The sequence below is a fragment of the Zoogloea sp. GW822-FHT05C07 genome (assembly GCF_058800215.1).
On sequence record NZ_CM179510.1, the window covers coordinates 3,266,496 to 3,286,865 of the forward strand.

21 protein-coding genes are annotated in these 20,370 nt (G+C 66.4%); 12 read left to right on the forward strand and 9 right to left on the reverse strand.

Annotated elements, in window-relative coordinates; translation table 11 throughout:
* Positions 1-56: 56 nt before the first annotated feature.
* From AC3QL2_RS15245 to AC3QL2_RS15275, 7 genes are all read left to right on the forward strand, one after another.
* Positions 57-3,455: a PAS domain-containing protein gene (locus AC3QL2_RS15245; RefSeq protein ID WP_493231268.1), complete on the forward strand. Its 3,399-nt coding sequence runs from the start codon at positions 57-59 to the stop codon at positions 3,453-3,455.
* The gene (locus AC3QL2_RS15250; protein WP_493231269.1) at positions 3,452-4,357 is read left to right on the forward strand and encodes a response regulator; all 906 of its coding nucleotides are present in this window, start codon (positions 3,452-3,454) and stop codon (positions 4,355-4,357) included. Before AC3QL2_RS15245 ends, AC3QL2_RS15250 begins: the two co-directional genes overlap by 4 nt.
* 71 nt (positions 4,358-4,428) lie before the next feature.
* Positions 4,429-5,997, forward strand: coding sequence for a SpoIIE family protein phosphatase (locus AC3QL2_RS15255; RefSeq protein ID WP_493231271.1), 1,569 nt, complete (start codon positions 4,429-4,431; stop codon positions 5,995-5,997).
* Between the two features lie 136 nt (positions 5,998-6,133).
* The gene (locus AC3QL2_RS15260; protein ID WP_493231272.1) at positions 6,134-6,709 is read left to right on the forward strand and encodes an ANTAR domain-containing response regulator; all 576 of its coding nucleotides are present in this window, start codon (positions 6,134-6,136) and stop codon (positions 6,707-6,709) included.
* A 390-nt stretch (positions 6,710-7,099) separates the two neighbouring features.
* Complete coding sequence (locus AC3QL2_RS15265; protein ID WP_493231273.1) at positions 7,100-8,356, forward strand: CmpA/NrtA family ABC transporter substrate-binding protein; 1,257 nt, start codon at positions 7,100-7,102, stop codon at positions 8,354-8,356.
* An 87-nt stretch (positions 8,357-8,443) separates the two neighbouring features.
* Positions 8,444-9,391, forward strand: coding sequence for a nitrate ABC transporter permease (ntrB, locus tag AC3QL2_RS15270; protein WP_493231275.1), 948 nt, complete (start codon positions 8,444-8,446; stop codon positions 9,389-9,391).
* Positions 9,392-9,416: 25 nt separating this feature from the next.
* A complete protein-coding gene (locus tag AC3QL2_RS15275; RefSeq protein ID WP_493231277.1) occupies positions 9,417-10,208 on the forward strand; it encodes an ABC transporter ATP-binding protein in 792 nt (263 codons plus the stop codon).
* A 174-nt stretch (positions 10,209-10,382) separates the two neighbouring features.
* Here AC3QL2_RS15275 and AC3QL2_RS15280 read toward each other — a convergent pair whose 3' ends face one another.
* From AC3QL2_RS15280 to AC3QL2_RS15295, 4 genes are all read right to left on the reverse strand, one after another.
* Entirely contained in the window at positions 10,383-11,201 is an 819-nt protein-coding gene (locus tag AC3QL2_RS15280; RefSeq protein ID WP_493231279.1) for an NADPH-dependent oxidoreductase, read from the reverse strand.
* A 107-nt stretch (positions 11,202-11,308) separates the two neighbouring features.
* Positions 11,309-11,899: a hypothetical protein gene (locus AC3QL2_RS15285; protein WP_493231280.1), complete on the reverse strand. Its 591-nt coding sequence runs from the start codon at positions 11,897-11,899 to the stop codon at positions 11,309-11,311.
* Positions 11,900-11,983: 84 nt separating this feature from the next.
* The gene (locus tag AC3QL2_RS15290; protein ID WP_493231281.1) at positions 11,984-12,367 is read right to left on the reverse strand and encodes a NifB/NifX family molybdenum-iron cluster-binding protein; all 384 of its coding nucleotides are present in this window, start codon (positions 12,365-12,367) and stop codon (positions 11,984-11,986) included.
* Between the two features lie 14 nt (positions 12,368-12,381).
* Entirely contained in the window at positions 12,382-12,666 is a 285-nt protein-coding gene (locus AC3QL2_RS15295) for a nitrogen fixation protein NifZ (RefSeq protein WP_481117363.1), read from the reverse strand.
* Positions 12,667-12,788: 122 nt separating this feature from the next.
* Here AC3QL2_RS15295 and AC3QL2_RS15300 point away from each other — a divergent pair, with 122 nt between their 5' ends.
* On the forward strand, positions 12,789-13,175 hold the full coding sequence (locus tag AC3QL2_RS15300) for a hemerythrin domain-containing protein (RefSeq protein ID WP_493231283.1): 387 nt from the start codon (positions 12,789-12,791) through the stop codon (positions 13,173-13,175).
* Positions 13,176-13,214: 39 nt separating this feature from the next.
* Here AC3QL2_RS15300 and AC3QL2_RS15305 read toward each other — a convergent pair whose 3' ends face one another.
* From AC3QL2_RS15305 to AC3QL2_RS15315, 3 genes are all read right to left on the reverse strand, one after another.
* Positions 13,215-13,658 carry a hypothetical protein gene (locus AC3QL2_RS15305; protein ID WP_493231285.1) on the reverse strand — a complete coding sequence of 148 codons (444 nt, stop codon included), beginning with the start codon at positions 13,656-13,658 and terminating at the stop codon, positions 13,215-13,217.
* Between the two features lie 75 nt (positions 13,659-13,733).
* On the reverse strand, positions 13,734-14,243 hold the full coding sequence (locus tag AC3QL2_RS15310; RefSeq protein WP_493231286.1) for a flavodoxin: 510 nt from the start codon (positions 14,241-14,243) through the stop codon (positions 13,734-13,736).
* 115 nt (positions 14,244-14,358) lie between these two features.
* Entirely contained in the window at positions 14,359-15,126 is a 768-nt protein-coding gene (locus tag AC3QL2_RS15315; protein WP_493231288.1) for a PEP-CTERM/exosortase system-associated acyltransferase, read from the reverse strand.
* Positions 15,127-15,338: 212 nt separating this feature from the next.
* Here AC3QL2_RS15315 and AC3QL2_RS15320 point away from each other — a divergent pair, with 212 nt between their 5' ends.
* The 3 genes from AC3QL2_RS15320 to AC3QL2_RS15330 are packed head-to-tail and all read left to right on the forward strand — an operon-like array spanning position 15,339 to position 18,333.
* Entirely contained in the window at positions 15,339-16,223 is an 885-nt protein-coding gene (locus AC3QL2_RS15320; RefSeq protein WP_493231289.1) for a ThiF family adenylyltransferase, read from the forward strand.
* Positions 16,224-16,234: 11 nt separating this feature from the next.
* A complete protein-coding gene (locus AC3QL2_RS15325) occupies positions 16,235-17,311 on the forward strand; it encodes a nitroreductase family protein (RefSeq protein ID WP_493231291.1) in 1,077 nt (358 codons plus the stop codon).
* Positions 17,311-18,333 carry a cation diffusion facilitator family transporter gene (locus AC3QL2_RS15330; RefSeq protein ID WP_493231292.1) on the forward strand — a complete coding sequence of 341 codons (1,023 nt, stop codon included), beginning with the start codon at positions 17,311-17,313 and terminating at the stop codon, positions 18,331-18,333. The genes AC3QL2_RS15325 and AC3QL2_RS15330 overlap by 1 nt, the downstream gene beginning before the upstream one ends.
* A 7-nt stretch (positions 18,334-18,340) precedes the next feature.
* On the opposite strand, the gene AC3QL2_RS15335 is transcribed toward AC3QL2_RS15330, so the two are convergent.
* Both AC3QL2_RS15335 and AC3QL2_RS15340 read right to left on the reverse strand, forming a co-directional pair.
* Complete coding sequence (locus AC3QL2_RS15335; RefSeq protein ID WP_493231294.1) at positions 18,341-18,793, reverse strand: YaiI/YqxD family protein; 453 nt, start codon at positions 18,791-18,793, stop codon at positions 18,341-18,343.
* A 62-nt stretch (positions 18,794-18,855) separates the two neighbouring features.
* On the reverse strand, positions 18,856-19,179 hold the full coding sequence (locus AC3QL2_RS15340; protein ID WP_481117372.1) for a (2Fe-2S) ferredoxin domain-containing protein: 324 nt from the start codon (positions 19,177-19,179) through the stop codon (positions 18,856-18,858).
* 314 nt (positions 19,180-19,493) lie between these two features.
* Here AC3QL2_RS15340 and AC3QL2_RS15345 point away from each other — a divergent pair, with 314 nt between their 5' ends.
* Positions 19,494-20,369, forward strand: a complete 876-nt coding sequence (locus tag AC3QL2_RS15345) for a fumarate reductase cytochrome b subunit (RefSeq protein ID WP_493231296.1) — start codon at positions 19,494-19,496, stop codon at positions 20,367-20,369.
* The last annotated feature ends 1 nt before the right edge of the window (position 20,370 follow it).

Here is a 20,370-nt window from a genome sequence, read left to right on the forward strand (position 1 = left end):
GACGAGGCGTGGCTGCGCCTCAAGCTTTGGGGCCGCAGGCCGTACACCTGCGGGTCATGAGTCCGATACCCGTAACCCCGCCGAGTCGCATCCGGTTCGTTCTTCGCCACCTGCGCAGCCTGCCGGGTACGGAGCGGCGCTGGTTCGGCCTGGTTCTGGGCGTGGGGCTGCTGGTCACCGGATGGAGCTGGTCCTACCTGTGTGATCAGGACGCGGAACTCGAGCAGGCCCGCCACGAGGCGGCCGCCGACCGGCTCGAGCATCAGCTGAAGGAGCGTTTCGGCAAGGTCGATTTCATCCTGCGCGGGGTCACCGGGATGTTCTCCGCCCAGTACCTCGTCGAGCGGCGTGAGTTCGAGACCTATGTAGCCGGCCTGAAGCCGACCGAAGCCCTGCCCGAGGTCATGGGCGTCGGTTTCGCCCGGCGCGTCGAAGTGCCGCGCATTCCCGCCATCGAGGCCTTGCTGTCGGCCAGCTACGGCAAGCCGACCCGGGTGCTGCCAGAGCCCGATCCGCGTTTGCGACACCTGAGTTTTCCGCTGGTTTATCTGTGGCCGCTCAACGACCGGGCGGACAAGGTGATCGGTCTGGATGCCTATGCCGACCCGGTGCGCCGGCGCGCCATGGATGCCACGCTGAAGTCCGGCGAGATGGCGATGAGCGCCCCTGCCACACTGACGGGCAGGAATGCGGCCGAGTCGGTCCCCGGTGTCGTGCTGTACCGGACCGCCCGGCCGATCGACGAGATCGGCGCGGGAGACGGGGAGGTGGCCGATGGGCTGGTCGTGTTGGCCATCGCCGTGACACCGATGTTCGACAATCTGCGGGCTGCAGCCATTGCCGGTTACGACCTGGTGGTGGATGACGTCACCGAGGCGACCCCGGTGCGTGTCTATGCGAACGACAATGGTGTGCAGGCCGCGCCGGTGGCGGTTCGGGAGGTGCACTTCGGTGAACGTGACTGGCGCCTGGCGATAATGGCGCCGCCGTCGGCCGAGCAATGGGCGACGTCCACGCTGGCCGCGGCCGGGGGGAGTGTCGCCAGCCTGCTGCTGGCCCTGGTGGTGGCGAGTTTGGCCGGGCAGCAGAAGCGGGCCGAAGAGCTGGCCGCTGGCATGACCCGGGAGCTGCGCGCCAGCGAGAAGCGTTTCGAGCTGGCCGCGTCGGCAACGGACGAAGGCATCTGGGAGTGGCAGGCCGACCGGCGCGAGATCTTCCTGTCGCCACGCTGCGACCGTCTGCTGGGTTACCCGGAAGGCGGCCTGCCGCGTAGCGGGCGCGGCGTTCTGCGGTCCATGTCGGCCTCGGGGCGGCATGACTTCATCGTGGCCTTCAGGGGGCTCATCCGCGCTGCCCGCGCGCTCGACTGCGTGGTGCCGATCACCCGCATCGATGGCAGCGTCGGCTGGTTCCACCTGGCCGGCAAGGCCGAGTTCGATGCGGCCGGAAAACCGCTGCGGACGGCCGGCGCCGCGTCCGACGTCACGGCGCTGCGCCGCGCCCGCCAGGCCGTGGTCGACTCCCACGCGCGGCTCGATGCGCTCTACCAGCATGCGTCCCTCGGCATGGCCCTGATCGACGCCGGAGGTCATTACCTCCAGGCCAACCCGGCCTTCTGCCGCATCACCGGCCATACCGAGGAAGAGTTGCGCGCCGGTGTCGCGCTGGAGTGCGACTCGCCGGCTGAGGCCGGTCAGGCAGGGGCGGCTCGTGCCCGCGAGACGGCGTTCGTGCGCAAGGACGGCCGGCGTGTGCCGGTGCTCATGACGACCACCGTGGTGGGCGGCAGTGACGGCCAGCGCTGGGTCATCGTCGAGGACGTGACGGCCCGCAAGGCCGAGCAGCAGGCCATCCAGGAGGCTCACGCGACCAACGAATCGCTGATCGCCGCGATGCCGGACATGCTGTTCCAGCTCAACAACGAGATGCGCATCGTGCGTTACCACGCGGATAGCCGGGAGACCCTGTCGATGGCGCCCGAAGCCTTCCTCGGCAAACGCCTGGACGAATCCTTGTCGCCGGACACGGCGCGCCGCTTCACCGAGGCGGCCCAGGCCGCGTCGCGCAGCGGGCTGTTGCAGCGCGTCGAATACACGTCAGCCCGCGGGGGCCGGCAGCGCCATTTCGAGGCGCGCTTCCGGGCCGTACGCACCGGCGGGGCGCTGGCGGTGATCCGCGACGTCACCGATCTCAAGGAGACCGAACTGGCCCTGCGCGAAAGCGAGGCCCGCTGGCAGTTCGCGCTGGACGGCGCCGGCGACGGGGTGTGGGACTGGAACATCGCGAGCGGCAAGGTCTTCCGCTCCCCGCGCTGGCTGAGCATGCTCGGCTATGGGGCGGAGGAGGCCGAGGAGAGCGGCAAGGAGTGGGCCTGGCGGGTCCATCCGGAGGACTTGTCGGGGCTGCTGGCGGCCCGCGATGCACATCTGCGCGGTGATACACCCTATTTCACGCACCAGGCGCGGCTGCGCTGCAGGAACGGCAAGTACAAATGGGTGATGGCGCGCGGCCTGGTGGTCGAGCGCAACGACAGTGGGCGGGCGCTGCGCATGATCGGCACGCAGACCGACATCGACGAGGTGAAGGCCCGCGAGGCGCAGATTCTCGACCACAACCTCGACCTGACCACGCTGGTGGAGGCGCGCACGCGGGATCTGCAGGCCGCCAAGGAGGCTGCCGAGGCCGCCAACGAGGCCAAGTCGGCGTTCCTGGCCAACATGTCCCACGAGTTGCGCACGCCGATGCACGGCGTGCTCAGCTATGCCCGTCTTGGGGAAGGCCGCATCACCCAGGCCGGGCACGAGAAGCTGCGCGGTTATTTCCATCGCATCCGGGTCAGCGGCGAGCGCCTGCTGCTACTGCTCAACGATCTGCTCGATCTGTCCAAGCTGGAGGCTGGGCGGATGGTGTTGAACCTGCAAGCGATCGACATGTCCAGGGTGGTGCAGGACGGACTGCGGGAGTTCGAGGCGCTCTTCCAGGCCCGCGCGCTGCATGTCCGGGTCGAGCGGGACGCCGGGCTGCCACGCGTCACCGGGGACGCCGCGCGCCTGGGGCAGGTGGTGATGAACCTGCTGTCGAACGCCGCCAAATTCACGCCGGAGGGCAAGGGTATCCTGCTGTCCCTGCATGTCGGCCGGCTCTCCGACGGCGCTAGCGCGCCGGGAGCGAAAGACGGCCCCGCACTGGTGTTCTGCGTGTCCGACGAGGGGGTGGGCATCCCGGCGGGCGAACTCGGGGCGGTCTTCGACAAGTTCGTGCAGAGCAGCCGGACCCGCACGGGGGCCGGCGGAACGGGGCTGGGCCTGGCGATCTGCCAGGAAATCATCGCCGCTCATGGCGGATTCATCCGGGCGCGCAATAATTCGGCCGGCGGTGCAGAATTCATCGTTGCGTTGCCGTTGGCCGAACAAGACAGGCTGATGTTGGCAGAGGCCAAAGAGAGAGAGACATGAACAAGGCAAGAATACTGGTCGTAGACGACGAGCCCTTCAATCTGGACATCGTCGGCGAATACCTCGACGAAATGGGCTTCGAGCTGGTGATGGTGGATTCTGGCGAGGCGGCCTGGGAGGCCTTGAGTCAGTCCGATTCCCGCTTCGACCTGGTCCTGCTGGACCGCATGATGCCGGGCATGGACGGCATCAGCGTGCTGCGCCTGATCAAGAGCGACGAACGCCTGCGCTCGATCCCTGTCATCATGCAGACCGCCGCGACCTCGCCCGAGCAGGTCCGCGAAGGGCTTGCCGCCGGCGCCTTCTACTACCTCACCAAGCCTTTCGAGGGCGAGGCGCTGCAGACCATCATCCGCTCCGCCCTCGACGACATGCGCGTGCGCCGCGAACTGACGGCCAGCCTGGCCGAGCAGGCGCAAGCCTTCCGCTGCATCAAGGAAGGTGAATTCCGCATCCGCACCCTCGAAGAGGCGCGCGTGCTGGCGTCCTTCATCGCGCTGCTGGGCCCGCAGCCGGATACGTTGGCAATGGGCCTGTCCGAGCTGCTGGTGAATGGCGTCGAGCACGGCAACCTGGGGATCGAGTTCTCCGAGAAGAGCCGCCTGCGCGAGAACGACAGCTGGGAGGAGGAGATCGCCCGCCGGTTGGCGTTGCCGGAGAACCGGGACAAGGTGGTGCGCCTGCGCGTGCGCAGCGACGACAGTCGCTGGGTGTTCGAGATCCGTGACGACGGCGAAGGCTTCGACTGGCGCAAGTTCCTCGACTTTGACCCGGAGCGCGCCTTTGCGCCCAACGGGCGCGGCATCGCGCTGTCCCGCCAGCTGGCCTTTGCGAGTCTGACCTACCTGCCGCCGGGCAATCAGGTGGTGGTCACGGTTGCCAAGGGCCAGGAACTGGTCTGATACCTACTGGATGGAATTTGCGGATGGATGCCGATGAAAGGGCATCGTCCGCCAACTGCAGAGACTCTGGAATGGCAGAAAAACCGTTGCGCGTGCTGGTCGCGGATGACATTGCGTCGAACAGGAGCATCGTCGGCACCTTCTTGGCCCACCTGAACTGTATTCCCATTTACGCCGAGGACGGCGTGGAGGCCGTCGAGCTGTTCCGGCGCGAATCGCCCGACGTGGTGCTGATGGATCTGATGATGCCGCGTATGGACGGCTTCGAGGCGATCCGTCAGATCCGCAGCATTGCCGGCGACCGCTGGGTGCCGGTGATCATCCTGTCGGCCCTCAGCGGCGAGGGCGACATCGTGCATGGCCTCGACATCGGTGCCGACGATTACCTGGCCAAACCCCTGTCCTTCCCGGTGTTTGCCGCGCGTTTCAAGGCCCTGCGCCGCCTGCTCGACATGCAGCGCCGGCTGGCGAGTTCGCTGGAGCAGGTCCGGGCGGTGGCCAATGGGGTCATCGACGGCATCATCTCGGCCGACGACAGTGGCCGCATCCTGTCGGTCAACCGGGCGGCCAGCCAGATCTTCGGGTACTCGTCGTCGGAGATGATCGGTCAGCCCCTTGGCATGCTGATGTCGGACGGCGAGTTCGGCGTCGCCGAGTTGTCCATTCCCAACCTGCTGTCGTCCGGGCAGATGAAGACCGGCGGCCAGATCCGCGAGATGCTGGGGCGGCGCAAGAGTGGCACGACCTTTCCGATGGAGGTCGGCATGTCCGATCTCCAGCTGCCCAACCGGCGCATGTTCATCGGCGTCGTGCGCGACGTCTCCGAGGCGCGCCGCATCCAGCTCCAGCTGGCCGAGGACGCGGCCCGTCTGCAGCGTTACCACGACGAGTCGGAGCGCGAGCAGGAACTGGCGATGAGCATCATGGAGCGCCAGATCCGCAGCGACTGGCTGCACGACAGCGCGGTGCAGTATGCGGTGATGCCGGCGCGCAACTTTTCCGGCGACGTGGTGGCCGTGGCGCGGGCGCCGGACGGGTCGCTGTACGCGATGCTGGCCGATGCCACCGGGCACGGGCTGGCCGCCGCGGTGAGCGTGCTGCCGGCGCTGGGCGCGTTCTACCGGGGCGCCGCGCGCAACGCGCCGTTGGCGAACCTGGTGACGGAGCTCAACGATTTGCTGTGCGGACTGCTTCCGGCGGGGCGTTTCGTCGCGTCGGCCCTGGTCCGGCTGGCGGCGGGCGCGCCGGAAGGGCAGATCTGGGTCGGCGGCGTGCCTGACGTGCTGCTGATCGACGACAGTGGCGCCGTGGTGCAGCGTTTCGTGTCGCGCCAGCTCCCTCTCGGCATCGTGCCGTCCGCCGAGGCGGACATCGCCTGCGAGGCCTTCGGCTGGAAGGCCCAGTCGCAGATCGTGCTGTGTTCGGATGGCCTGACCGAGGCCGAGAACCGCCAGGGGCAGCCGTTCGGCAGGGCGGGCCTGGAGCAGACCCTGCGCACCACGCCGCGGGCGTCGCGGGTGGCGGGCTTGCGCGAGGCGCTGAACCGCCATCTGGGGCGCCAGTCGGCCGGCGATGATGTGTCGGTGCTGATCCTCGACTGCCTGGTAAAAGGGGGCGTCACGGCCGGGGCGGCGGCCTAGCGGGGGACCGCCTATTCTGTAAAAGCGGGTCCATTCCCCTTTCATGCGTTGATTCGTTTTTGTGGATGATTGAATTCGCTTACGCACTGGCGCACTTCATGCTTTAAAGTGCTATGTCTTTCCAGGGTGTTTTCTCATGCTTCGAGTGCTTGTAGTCGACTCCTCCCGCGAGCGTGCCGCGGACGTCTGCGCAGCGGTAGCGCTGGCCGGCCATCAGGTGGCGGCGGTGCTGTCGAATGCTTTCGATCTGTCCGAGCAGGTCCTGGCTACCAAGCCGGACGTGATCTTCATCCAGGCCGATTCCCCCAGCCGCGACACCCTGGAGCATCTGGCCATCATGAACCGGGACTGTCCGCGCCCGGTGCTGCTGTTTTCGCAGGACTCCGATTCGACGGCGATCCGCCGGGCCGTGAAGGCAGGCGTTTCCTCCTATGTCGTTGATTCGGTGTCATCCGAAAGGCTCGATTCGCTGGTCGAAGTGGCCATTGCCCAGTTCGAGGCCTTCCAGCATCTGCGTGCCGAGCGGGACGATGCGACCCGCAAGCTGAGCGAGCGCATCGTCGTGGACAAGGCCAAGGGCGTGCTGATGAAGGCCCGTGGGCTCGACGAGGATGCGGCCTATCACGCGCTGCGCAAGCTGGCGATGGAGCGCGGCCGCAAAGTGGCCGACGTGGCCCAGGACGTGATCGACATGGCCAACCTGCTACTCTGAATGGGGTAGTTCACGGCCGGACGTTGATGTTGAAAGGGCGGTGGCGCGAAGGCGTCGCCGCCCTTTTTCTTGCTGATTCCCCGATGTTTCCTCGAAATGAGCCGGAATGGTGCTGGCAGGTCGATTGCTGCACTGCGGAAGTGCATCCGCGGAGTGCGATTTTTATACCTCTTAGGGGGTAGTTTTGTGTCCGTTTTGGGTTTTTTGTTTTTGTTCAATGATTTGCCGTTATTGGCACGGTCCTCGCTTAATCCAGACAGAAGTCGGACCAACGGCGGCCCGGCTTGATCAGGCGATCAGACTTGGACAAAGGCGTCCATCCCCCCAGCGCGAATTGCGCGGGGAGATGTGACGCCTCTTTTTTTTGGGTAAGCGGATCAGGGGCATGTGATGAGCGCGCAATTCGACGACAAGATTCTCTCCCGCCGCGGCTTTCTGAAGGCCGGCGCGACTATTGGAGGTGTGGCAGCGATGGGGACGATGCTTCCGACGAGCGGTGCATGGGCCGCGGGTTCCGACAAGCCGGAACTGGAAGAAGTGAAGATCGGGTTCATCCCGCTGACCGACTGTTCCTCGGTGGTGATGGCCTCCGTGATGGGCTTCGACAAGAAGTACGGCATCAAGATCACCCCGAGCAAGGAAGCCTCCTGGGCCGGTGTGCGCGACAAGCTGGCCAACGGCGAGCTGCACGCCGCCCACGTGCTGTACGGTCTGATCTACGGCCTGCACCTGGGCATCGGCGGTCCGAAGAAGGACATGGCGGTGCTGATGACCCTCAACAACAACGGCCAGGCGATCACGCTGTCCAACGCGCTGAAGGACAAGGGCGCTGTGGATGGCGCTTCGCTGGCCAAGGTCATCGCCAAGAAGGAGAAGGAATACACCTTCGCCCAGACCTTCCCGACCGGTACCCACGCCATGTGGCTGTACTACTGGATGGCCGCCCACGGCATCGACCCCTTCAAAGACGTCAAGAACATCGTCGTGCCGCCCCCGCAGATGGTCGCCAATATGCGCGTCGGCAACATGGACGGCTACTGCGTCGGCGAGCCGTGGAACCAGCGCGCGATCGTGGACAAGATCGGCTTCACCGCGGTGACGAGCCAGGACATCTGGACCGACCACCCGGAAAAGGTGCTGGGCGCCACGGCCGAGTTCGCTGCCAAGTACCCCAACACCGCCCGCGCGATGATCTGCGCGATCCTCGAAGCCTCCAAATGGATTGACGCCAGCGCCGCCAACCGCGCCAAGACCGCCGAGACCGTGGCTGCCAAGAGCTACGTCAATACCGACGTGGATGTGATCCGCAGCCGCATGATCGGCCAGTACGAAAACGGCCTCGGCAAGAGCTGGTCCGAAAAGAACTACATGAAGTTCTACAACGACGGCCTGGTGAATTTCCCCTACCTGTCCGACGGCATGTGGTTCCTCACCCAGCACCGCCGCTGGGGCCTGCTCAAGCAGGACGTGGATTACCTCGGGATCGCCAAGGCGATCAACAAGACCGAACTGTACAAGCAGGCCGCCAGCATCGTCGGTGTGCCGGTGCCCAAGTCCGATTTCCGTACCTCCAAGCTGATCGACGGCGTGGTGTGGGACGGCAAGGACCCGAAGAAGTACGCCGCCAGCTTCAAGATCCACGCCTGACCTGTAGGGGCGAGTGAGCTCGCCCAGCACTGCCGATCCACATCCGCGGGCGAAGCGATTCGCCCCTACAGAATTCTGGAGACCCAGATGAGCACTGCAACCCTTACCTCCGGCCTGGTGAGCGTCGGACCGGACACTGAAGCCGCTTCCGGCATGCGCGACGATGTCGTCGCCGCCAAGCAGGAGGCCCCCATGGCTGCCGCACCCGTGGCCCATGCCCCGACCGCCGAGCCTGCCGAACCGACTACCTCCTTCGGCGAGCGCTGTACCGCCTTCCTGCGCGTGGTGCTGCCGCCGCTGCTCGGCTTTGCTTTCGTCATCGGCTTGTGGGCCATGGTGGCGATGAAGTCCGCCGACTTTCCCGGCCCGGCAAAGACCCTCGATGCCGCCATCACGCTTTTTTCCGATCCCTTCTACCAGAACGGGCCGAATGACCAGGGCATCGGCTGGAACATCCTGTCGTCCCTCAAGCGGGTTGCGGTCGGCTTCGGCGTGGCGGCGCTGGTGGGTATCCCGATGGGCTTCATCATCGGCCGCTTCGCCTTCATGAACAGCATGCTCGAGCCGATCATCAGCATCCTGCGCCCGGTCTCGCCGCTGGCCTGGCTGCCGATCGGCCTGATGGTTTTCAAGGCCGCCGACCCGGCCTCCACCTGGACCATCTTCATCTGCTCCATCTGGCCGATGATCCTCAACACCGCCCAGGGTGTGCAGCGCGTGCCGCAGGACTACCTGAACGTGGCACGGGTGCTGAACCTGTCCGAGTTCAAGATCATCACCAAGATCCTTTTCCCGTCCGTGCTGCCCTACATGCTGACCGGCATCCGCCTGTCCATCGGCACCGCCTGGCTGGTCATCGTGGCCGCCGAAATGCTCACCGGCGGCGTCGGCATCGGCTTCTGGGTGTGGGACGAGTGGAACAACCTCAAGGTCGAGCACATCATCATCGCCATCTTCGTGATCGGCATCGTCGGCCTCGTGCTCGAACAATTCTTGCTGCTGATCGCCCGCCGCTTCAGCTACGGCAACAACTAACCGGCCCGGATCGAGGAGTCCTCACATGAACGCAATCGTCAAGGTCGAAAACGTCGGCATGACTTTCGACACCAAGAAAGGTCGCTTCGTCGCGCTGCAGAACGTCAATCTGCAGATCCGCCAGGGCGAGGTGGTGTCCCTCATCGGCCACTCGGGCTGCGGCAAATCCACGCTGCTCAACCTGATCGCCGGCCTCACGCTGCCGAGCTCCGGCGCGATGATCTGTAACGGCCGCGAGATCGCCGGCCCCGGCCCGGAACGGGCGGTGGTCTTCCAGAACCACTCGCTGCTGCCGTGGCTGACCTGCTTCGAGAACGTCCATCTGGCCGTCGAGCGCGTCTTCGGCACCAAGGAGGGCAAGGACAAGCTCAAGGCCCGCACCAACGCGGCGCTGGAGATGGTGCACATGAGCCACGCGGCTCAGAAGATGCCGCACGAGATCTCCGGCGGCATGAAGCAGCGCATCGGCATCGCCCGTGCCTTCGCGATGGAGCCCAAGATCCTGCTGATGGACGAGCCCTTCGGCGCCCTCGACGCGCTGACCCGCGCGTCCCTGCAGGATGAGCTGATCGGCGTGATGGAGAAGACCGGCGCCACCGTGGTGATGGTGACCCACGACGTGGATGAGGCAGTGCTGCTGTCCGACCGCGTAGTGATGATGACCAACGGCCCGGCGGCGACCATCGGCGAGATCCTCGAAGTGAAGCTGGCCAAGCCGCGGGACCGCCTGCAACTGGCCCACGATCCGCACTTCGCGGAATGCCGTGGGGCGATCCTGGAGTTCCTGTACCAGAAGCAGATGAAGAAGGCGGCCTGAACGGCGGTCTGACGCAGATGGAGAGAGGCCCGGACATGTGTCCGGGCCTCTTTGCTTTCGCTGTCAGGCGGTGCAATCCATGGCGCGGCGGATTCACCACCGGCGGATTTCGGGCAAACGGCCGGGGGCGCATGAACCCGCCCCACAGAGCGTGCTCCCTGGCCGCGTGCGGGCTTACTTCAGAGCGAAGCCCAGCGTGTTGAGGGCTTCCACCAGGCGGTCGCGGCCCGACAGGGAGCCGGCATCGCGGACGCGCTTGCTCGAATGGTTGGACCAGGTGCCGCGCACCTTCATGCCCTGGCTGGCGTAAAAGGCGCTCATCGCGTCGTCGTAGAACGCCAGGCCGCTCTGCTGGGCGGGCAGGGAATAGATTTCCTGGTGCAGTACGACGGACTGCAGCGGACGCGGCTTGACCGACGCGGGCTGCTGCGGATCGGGCGTGCCGACGCATAGACCGAACATCGCGACGACCTTCGACGGCAGCTGCAGTTCGGCTGCCACATCTTCCGGGCGGTTGCGCATCGCGCCGATATACACAGTGCCGAGGCCGAGGGACTCGGCGGCGGTGACGGCGTTCTGCGCCGCCAGCGCGGCATCGATGACGCCCACTTCGAACATTTCCAGGTAATCCAGCGCGGCCGGGGTTTCGCCGACTTTCTGCGCAACGGCCTCCAGGCGGGCCAGGTCGGCCAGCCACACCAGCAGCAGCGGGGCCTGGCGGATGTGCTCCTGGTCGCCGGCCAGTTCGGCCAGGCGGGCCTTGCGGGCCGGATCGCGGACCGCCACGACGCTCCACGCGTGCAGGTTGGACGAGCTGGCGGCGGACTGGGCGGCGGCGATGATCGCGGCCAGGGTGTCGTCGCTGACCGGATCGGGCAGGTAGGCGCGCACCGAGCGGTGGGCCAGCAGGTGATCGATGATCGGGGAACCGGCGGACGGTACGGCGACGTCGGCGCTGCCGTAACGGGCCTGGTAGAGGGATGCGGTGCTCATGGGATTCCTGGCTGTGGTGAAGGCGGGCGGCAGGGCGCCTGGCCCCGTCGCCGGGAATCCCGATTTTACCGCCAACGGACCGGCCCGGTCCGCCGGCGGTGGCGGGCTTATTCCGCGCTGCTGCGGCGACGGCTGCGCGGCGCGACGGCGGTTTCGCCGCTGGCCTCGCTGTCGTCCGCGTCGTCGCTGTTCAGCGCGTCCGACACCTGGCGGACCTGTTCCTCCACCAGGTCGGCGCCGCGGGCGGCCGCATCGGCCAGCTCGTTGAAGCCGGCTTCGGCCTGGCGCAGGGCCTTCTTCACGTGGCCGATGGCGGCTTCGCCGTTGGCGTCGGCGCTGCGGGCGGCGTGTTCGAGCTGGCGGCTCACGGCCTGGTCGAAGACGGCGACCTGGTCGCGGGCCAGCTTCAGGATCGACTGGTGCGCATCGCCGATGATCTCGAAGTACTCACGGACCAGGTTGGCGGAGTCGGCGCGCCAGTCGGACAGGCGCTCGACGGGCAGCGCGTCGAGAGAGATCTCGCTGCGTGAGGCCAGCTCTTCCAGGTGCTCGCGGCCTTCGTCGAACAGCTGGCGGCCGTTGCGCAGGGCCAGGTCGGCGAGCTTTTCGGTGGCTTCGACCCACGCGCGGGAGGCGACGTGGAGGTTGTCGAGGGTGGCGATACGGGTCTGCTGGATGTCGGACGGGGACAGGTACATGACATTCTCCTGGGATAGGTGGCCGGCTCAGGCTACGGCCCGGTAGTTGCAGGCACGTGACAGACCCGCCATCCCTTCGGGAGTTCAATGCCGGGAGAATAGATCGCGGATCTTGCAGAGCGTGGTTGTGATGTCGAAACGCGGGTCGGGCAGTGCTTCACCGGCCAGGATGCGGGCCAGCGCCGCGTCGGGCTGCTGTTCGCCGGTCAGCAGCACCTCGGCGCCGCGCTTGGCCATGTGGCGCACAAAGCCGTCGCCGGCGCTGGCGGCGATGACCACCTCGATGCCGTCGAGCGGATGCGGGCCGTCGTCCTCGAAGTGATGCAGCACCTGCTCGCGGGCCAGCGTGATGGCGTGCGGCGTCGGCAGCTCGGCGCCGGGGATGCAGTCGTAGACCAGCCAGTTGCGGGCCTGGCCGGCATGGCCGGCGACGTGTTGCTCGCCCGTTACGGGAATGGCGATCTTCATCGGCAGGGCTCCGCTCAGTGGGCTGCGCGCAGCTCGGCCGCCTCGGCCTCGTCCTGGGTCAGCTCCTCGGGCAGGCAGCCGATCGGCAGGCCGAGGTCCTGGCCTTCGCCTTCGAAGCGCACCAGGTAGATCTCCTCGCTGGGCATGGCTTCCACGTGGCCGAACTGGACCACCACGCCGCGGGTGCCGGCGGCGGCGATTAGCGCGCCTTCCTCATAGCCGGGCAGGCCGCCGTCGTTGAACAGGTCTTCGCGGCAGAACACCACGTCTCCGAGCTGGTATTGGACGATGTCTTCCATGGATTTTCTCCGGTTTCAGGTGGTGATGCGTCCATGCAGCAAGTTCGGTGCCACGCCCGGCACGCTTTTCGCTGACGTACCGGGAGCGCCGGCTGGCGGCGCATCTTGACGTGGAGAATGCGATGGAATGGTCCGACGAGCGCCACCTGCTTGGCCTGGCGGAAATGGATGACACCCACCGGGAGTTCGTGGCGCTGGTGAATGCGGCCGGGGCGGCCACTGGTGCGGCCTTCGTGGAGGCTTTTGCGGCGCTGTGCGCGCACACCGAGACGCACTTCGCCAACGAGGAGACGTGGATGCGCGGCAGCGCCTTTCCGGCCGAAGGTGAGCATGCCGGCGAGCACCGCCGCGTGCTCGGCGATCTGCGGCGTTTTCGCGAGCGGGTTGAAAAGGGCTCGACGATGATGGCCAAGGCCTATATCTGTGAGCAGGTGCCGGGCTGGTTCGACCTGCATGCGGCAACGATGGATGCGGCGCTGGCGGCGCACCTGAAGGCCCGCGCCGCTTGATGGGAGCCGGCCCGCCGCGGGCGGGCCGGTGGGCGGTGGTCAGCCGCCGAGGACGGCCTCGTAGGCCTTGCGCAGCAGTTCTAGTTCGATCTGCGCGCAGCCGCGGGCTTCGGTGATTGCCACGAAGCGTCCGCCGGCGCCGGCAATCGTCTCGAAAGGTGGGTCCATGGCGGTGAACATGGCCAGGTGGACCTCGACGCAGGCATCGCCGACATCCACGCACTGGCGGAATTCCGGTTCGATCTTGAGCCCGCCGGAGGGCAGGCCGAGGCGCCGTTCGGCTTCCGCCAGATGGACCGACGGCAGCGTGACGACCGGGGATTCCGGGATTTCTTCGTCCGGGCACAGGCTGGCCGCGGCGGGAAAGGGGATGAAGCCGCACATGCCGTGCTCGAAGCGCACGAAGCGCAGCCGCGCGCTGGTGGGATGCTTGTGGGCGAAGATCAGGCGGGCGCCGCCAAAGGTATCGGGGGCGTCACTCATGGACGCCCCCGACCTGTGACATGCCTGACACCCGCCCGCTGTTTGTCGTGTTTACGACAGAGGCGGGCGCAGCCATCAGCCAAGCAGTTCCGACTTGACCTGATCCAGCCAGGTGTCGACGCGCTCTTCCGTCTGGTCCTTCTGGTTGTCGTTGTCGAGGGCCAGGCCGACGAATTCACCGTCCACCACCGCTTTGGACTTGGAGAACTCGTAGTCGTCGGTGGGCCAGCTGCCGATGATCGTGGCGCCCTGGGCCTTGGCGGCGTCGTACAGCAGGATCATCGCGTCGCAGAACTCGTGGCCGTAGGCGTCCTGGTCGCCGAAGCCGAAGATGGCGACGGTTTTGCCCGACAGATCAACGCCCTTGAAGGTCGGGAAGAACTCTTTCCAGGAGTCCACCAGCTCGCCGTCACCGAGGGTCGGGGTCGCCAGGATGAGGGAGCTGAACTTGGCAACATCGTCGGCCGTGGCCTTGGACACGTTGAACAGCTCGACCACATCTTCGCCGAGCTTTTTCACGATGGACTTGGCCACCTTGCGGGTGTTGCCCGTCTCGCTACCGTAAAAAAGACCGATCTTGCTCATGAGGGATTCTCCTAGGACAGTTTGGGTTTGGTTGGTGCTGACTCGTCCTTTGCAAGAGACGGGCCAGCTCCGGAACCCGGTGCCGCAGGAGAATCCCCGGATCGGGGAGAGAGGATCAGGTCGGCCGGAAGGACGGATGACCGGTGCTGTAGCCGGCTTCGATTTCCTCGGCGACGACGCGCCAGATGGGTTTCACGAAGAAACGCAGGCCCTTGATGATGCTGTCCACGTTCATCATCGACGGTACGCGGATGCCCCGGTGCTCGACCGGGCCACCGATCTGGGTGATCTTGACGCCCAGTTTGGCGAAATGATCGGCCAGCCGTGGCTCGGTGAGGACGAACAGGGTCTCGATACCCTCGTGCTTGGCGAGGGCGATCACGCCCAGGTAGAGGCCGATCGGGATGTACGGGAAGCGCGGCTGTTCCTTGGTGCCGAAATCCTCGTCGCTGATCGCCACTGCGGCCTTGGTTTCGCCCTTGCGTCGGCGGTAGTAGGCGCGTACGGCGAGGCGCGAGACTTCGGCGATGGCGCCGCGGGGTTCCTTGGCCGGGTCGATGATGGAGCGGTCCAGCGTGGCGGCGCAGGTGCGTTCGAAGGGCATCGGGTAGTCCGGTTCTTCGGGACGGGCCATCACGAGGCGGTTGCAGCCCACCAGCGAATGCGGCTCTGAGGAGGTGCGCATCAGACAGTGCAGGCTGTGGCGGTCGTATTCGTCCGTCTCGCGGCGGTCCGGGCGGACCGGCTCGAAGCCGAGTTCTTCGCAATACACCTCGTGCCGGATGCCGAACACATCGTTGCGGCCGGCGTCGTCGAAGGCAGTGGCGATCTCGAAATACTTCCTGAATCCTTCACCGAGGCTGAAGCGATCGAGTAGCGACATGGCGGTAGCCCTTGAAGTCTGAATTACTGGCGATACCCATTTACGGCTGGTAATACTGATTCCTTGAAGGGAAATGGGTATCTGTTTGAATTGTAGTACGCCTTCATGCCAATGGCGTGCTTCGTCACCCGGCTTGGGGCGTGGACGGGTCGAATGGGTCGGCAGGGAACTGTCGTATCATAAGACTCCACTGCCCGAAGGATACAGACAGCATGTCGCGCCGCGCTTTTGACTACGACGAAGCCTTCTCCCGCAACATCGGCTGGGTTACCCAGGCCGAGCAGGCTGCGCTGCGCGGCAAGCGGGTTGCCATCGCCGGTGTGGGTGGCGTGGGGGGCGTACACCTGCTGACCCTGACACGTCTGGGCGTGGGCGCTTTCCATGTGGCCGACATGGATACCTTCGACCTGGTCAATTTCAACCGCCAGGCCGGCGCGATGATGTCCACCCTCGACCGCCCGAAGGCCGAAGTGATGGCCGAGATGGCCCGCGACATCAACCCGGACGTGGACATCCGCGTGTTCGGCAGTGGCGTCAATACTGGCAATCTGGACGAGTTCCTGGCCGGCGTCGATCTCTACGTGGATGGCCTCGACTTCTTCGCCTTCACTGCCCGCCGCGACACTTTCAATGCCTGCCACCGTCACCGCATTCCGGCGGTGACGGCGGCGCCGCTGGGCATGGGAACGGCGGTGCTGAGCTTCCTGCCGGGACGGATGAGCTTCGAGGAGTATTTCCGCCTCGATGGCTGCGACGAGGACGAGATGGCGGTGCGCTTCCTGCTCGGCCTGTCGCCGGCCATGCTGCAGCGGGCCTATCTGGCCGATCCGTCGCGGGTCGATTTCGTCGCTCGCCGCGGCCCCAGCACCATCGCCGCGTGCCAGCTGTGCGCCGGCGTGACCGCCACCGAATCCCTGAAGATCCTGCTCGGCCGCGGCGAGGTGCTGTGCGCGCCGTGGGGCTTCCAGTTCGATGCCTACCGCAACCGCTACGTGAAGACCTGGCGGCCCGGCGGCAACGACAACCCGATCCAGCGCATCGGCCTTGCCATCGCCCGCCGTCAGCTGCGGGCGATGCGCGAGGCGGCGCGCGCCTGAGGAGACCGGCCATGACCCGCCGCGAAACCCTGCTGAAGATCCTCGACCTGGCCCGCTGGGCGCCCAGCGGCGACAACACCCAGCCGTGGCGCTTCGAGATCCTCGGCGACGACCACCTTGCCGTGCATGGCAACGACACCCGCGACTGGTGCCTCTACGATTTCGACGGCCACGCCAGCCACATGGCCCATGGGGCGTTGCTGGAAACCCTGCGCATCGCCGCCAGCGGCGAAGGGCTGGCGGCGAGCTGGAGTTTGCGGCCGGCGTCCACCGACGCGGCGCCGGTGTTCGATGTTCGTCTGGCGGAGCAGCCCGGGCTGGCAGCCGATCCCTTGCTCCCCTTCGTCGAGACGCGCGTGGTGCAGCGCCGCCCGATGCGCACCACGCCGCTGACCGAGGCCCAGCGCCAGGCCCTGGCTACCGCGCCGGGAGCCGGTTATACGGTGCAGTTCTTCGAGTCCTTCGCTGCGCGCCGCCAGGTGGCCGGCCTGCTGTGGCGCAACGCCTACCTGCGCCTGACCTGCCCGGAAGCCTTCCCGGTGCACAAGGACATCATCGAGTGGCGTAGCCGCTACAGCAAGGACCGCATTCCGGAGCAGGCGGTCGGCGTGGACAGCCTCACCGCGCGCCTGATGGAATGGGTGATGGCCAGCTGGGGCCGGGTCGAGTTCTTCAACAAATACCTGGGCGGCACCATCGCACCGCGGGTGCAACTGGATTACATCCCGGCGCTGGCCTGCGCGTCCCACGTGCTGATCCGCCCCGAGCAGGCGCCGACGAGTGTCGAGGACTACGTGCGCGGCGGTATCGCACTGCAGCGCCTGTGGCTGACCGCCACGTCCGTTGGCCTGCACTTGCAGCCGGAGATGACGCCGCTTATCTTCCGCTGGTATGCCCGCGCCGGCCGCAGCTTTTCCGCCTTGCCCGAAATCGGCCGCGGCGCTGCGGCGCTGGCGGAGGAGTTCGAGCGCATCGGCGGTTTCGGCCGCGAGCAGGCGCTGACTTTCTTCTGCCGGGTCGGCGTGTCTTCCGTCCCCTGGTCCCGCTCGATACGCAAGAGCGTGGATGAACTGATGCTGCAAGCCTGATGAGTAACGACCACCCTGCCCACGATCACGATCACGATCACGATCACGATCACCACGACCACGCCGGTGACCACGATCATCACCATCACGACCATGCCCATGCTCACGGACACCACGGGCATGGCCACGGCCACCATCATCACGGCCCGGTGTCCTATGACCGTGCCTTCGCGATCGGTATCTCCCTGAATATCGGCTTCGTCCTCATCGAGGCCTTCTACGGCTGGCGTGTGGATTCTCTGGCGCTGCTCGCCGATGCCGGCCACAACCTGTCCGATGTCGCTGGCTTGATCCTCGCGTGGGGCGCCGCGCTGGCCGGCCGCCTGCGCCCGACCCACCAGCGCACCTACGGCTGGCAGCGTGCGTCCATCCTCGCCGCGCTGGCCAATGCGATGCTGCTGTTGTTCGCGATGGGGGCGCTGGCGCTGGAGGCTGTACAACGCCTGCAGGCGCCGGAGGCGGTGGGCGGCTGGACGATCATCGTGGTGGCGGCCATCGGCGTGGTGGTCAATGGCATCACCGCGGCGCTGTTCATGTCGGGCAGCAAGGACGACCTCAACATCCGCGGCGCCTTCCTGCATATGGCCGCCGACGCGCTGGTGTCCCTGGGCGTGGTCGCGGCCGGCGCGCTATACCTGCACTTCGGCTGGCAATGGCTCGATCCGCTGGTCAGCCTGGCCATCGCAGTGGTCATCGTGCTGGGCACCTGGGGCCTGTTCCGCCAGTCCTTGCACCTGGTCTTCGACGGTGTGCCGGACAGCATCGACCTGCTCGAAGTGCATGCCTGGCTGCGCAGCCAACCCGGTGTGAACGGCGTCCACGACCTGCACATCTGGGCACTCGGCACCTCCGACGTGGCATTGACCGCCCATCTGGTCATGCCCGGTGGTCACCCCGGCGACGCGTTCTTCACGAGCCTCGCCCACGAACTGGAAAAGCGTTTCCGCATCCAGCACCCGACCATCCAGATCGAGCTCGAAGGTATCGACGACGGCTGCGCGGCACCGTTGAAGCTGGGCTGACCCCTGTTCAAGTGCGCATCGCGCGGGCCAGGAAACGGTCCAGTGCGGCACCGAAGGCCTGCCGGTCCGCCTGGCTGAAGGCGGGCGGGCCGCCGGTTTGCACACCGGCGCCGCGCAGTTCTTCGAGGAAGTTGCGCATCGACAGGCGCTCGGCGATGTTGGCGGCGGTGTACATCTCACCGCGGGGATTCAGTGGGTGGGCCTGGCGTTCGAGCACCGCCGAGGCCAGCGGGATGTCGGCGGTGATGACCAGGTCGCCGGCCTCGACCTGGCTGACGATGTGGGCGTCCGCCACATCGAAGCCGGACGGTACCTGGACGGCCCGGATGAAGCGCGACGGAGGCGTTCGCAACATCCGGTTGGCGACCAGGATGGTCGGTATTTCCAGGCGTTCGGCGGCGCGAAAGACGATGTCCTTGACGACCGCCGGACAGGCGTCGGCGTCGATCCAGATCTGCATGGCGGGAAGCAGGCTGTGCTGAGGCCCGCCAGTTTACCCCGCGCCGCGCCCGGCGGCGCGGATCACCAGATGCCTTCGGGGGCCTTCAGGCGTTCCACCGGCTGGTCGAGCAGGATGTGCTCCTCGACGATGGCGGTCACGTCGGCGGTGGTCACGCCGCTATACATCACGTTGTCCGGATAGACCAGCACGCTGGGGCCGGCCTGGCAGGGGCCGAGGCAGCCGGTGTTGGTCAGCAGGAAGTCGTTCCACAGGTTGCGCTGCTGGAATTCCTGCTGGAAGGCCTGCCACACGGTGTTGCAGCCCTTTTCCTGGCAGGAGCCGCGCGGGTGGCCGGGCGGACGGCCCTGGACGCAGACGAGGATGTGCTTCTTCGGTTTCGGCATGATGCGCTCCGCAAATAGGTGTCCCCCTTCAAGCAGGTTCTGCGCCAGTGCGCTGCAGCAAAAGGAATCAAGGACTTGGCTCCGGTGCGTGTGGTGCGTATGTGACATTGCCGCGCCATTTGTCGCTCAGTCCGGGGATCGCGGCGGCAGTGGTGCGCCGGGCATATGCTGCGGTGCAATAGTCTTGTGCTAGATTGAAATGCCGAGTCGATATTGAGGCGGGCGCTCCAGCAGTTGCCCAGCCTGCGCGTCTTGCCTGCGACCCGGCCGGTTTCCTCCCCCGCACAGGGAGTGGCATTTCGAGGTCCATCGCCATGACCCGCATGCTCGAACGAAGCGCCACGCTGCCATCTCCCGTCGCCCGCCCGGCGCCGGAGACGCTTGCGCAGCCGCACGCCGCCGCGCATCCAGCGCTCCGCCGCAGCCGCTGGCCGGCGCGGCTCGATCTGCTGCAGAGCGCGTCCGGCTTGTTCCTGGCGCTGTTCCTGGTGGCCCACATGTTCTTCGTGTCGTCGATCCTGATCAGCCAGGAGGCCTTCTACACGGTGGCGCGCTTCTTCGAGGGCGCCTATTTCCTCGCTACGCCGCAGCCGTGGATCGTCTCCTGCGTGGTCGGCGGCGTGCTCGCGGTGTTCGTACTGCATGCCTGGCTTGCGCTACGCAAGTTCCCGGCCAGCTTCCGCCAATACAAGGCCTTCGCCGAACACCGGGTGCGCCTGCGCCACGACGACACCGGCCTGTGGTGGCTCCAGCTATGGACCGGCTTTGCGCTGTTCTTCCTGGCCAGCATCCACCTGTACGGCATGCTGGTGCATCCCGAGTTGATCGGCCCGTACGAATCCGCCGACCGCGTTTGGACCGGCAGCATGTGGCCGCTGTACCTGCTGTTGCTGTTCGCGGCGGAAATCCACGGCGGCATCGGCCTGTACCGGCTGGCCCTGAAATGGGACTGGCTGCCACCGGGCGACCCGGATGTTGCCCGGCGCCGTCTGCGCCTGCTGAAGACAGCCTTCAGCTTGTTCTTCATCGTGCTTGGCCTGGTCAGCCTGCTGGCCTATGTGCGGCTCGGCATCGCCCACGCCGACCGGGCCGGCGAGCGCTACGTGCCGGGTGGTGACGGGGCGCCTGCCACGGTGGAGGCGGGTGTCGCGACGCTGCCGGCACTTCTGCCCGGCCGGAAGGGAGGCTGAC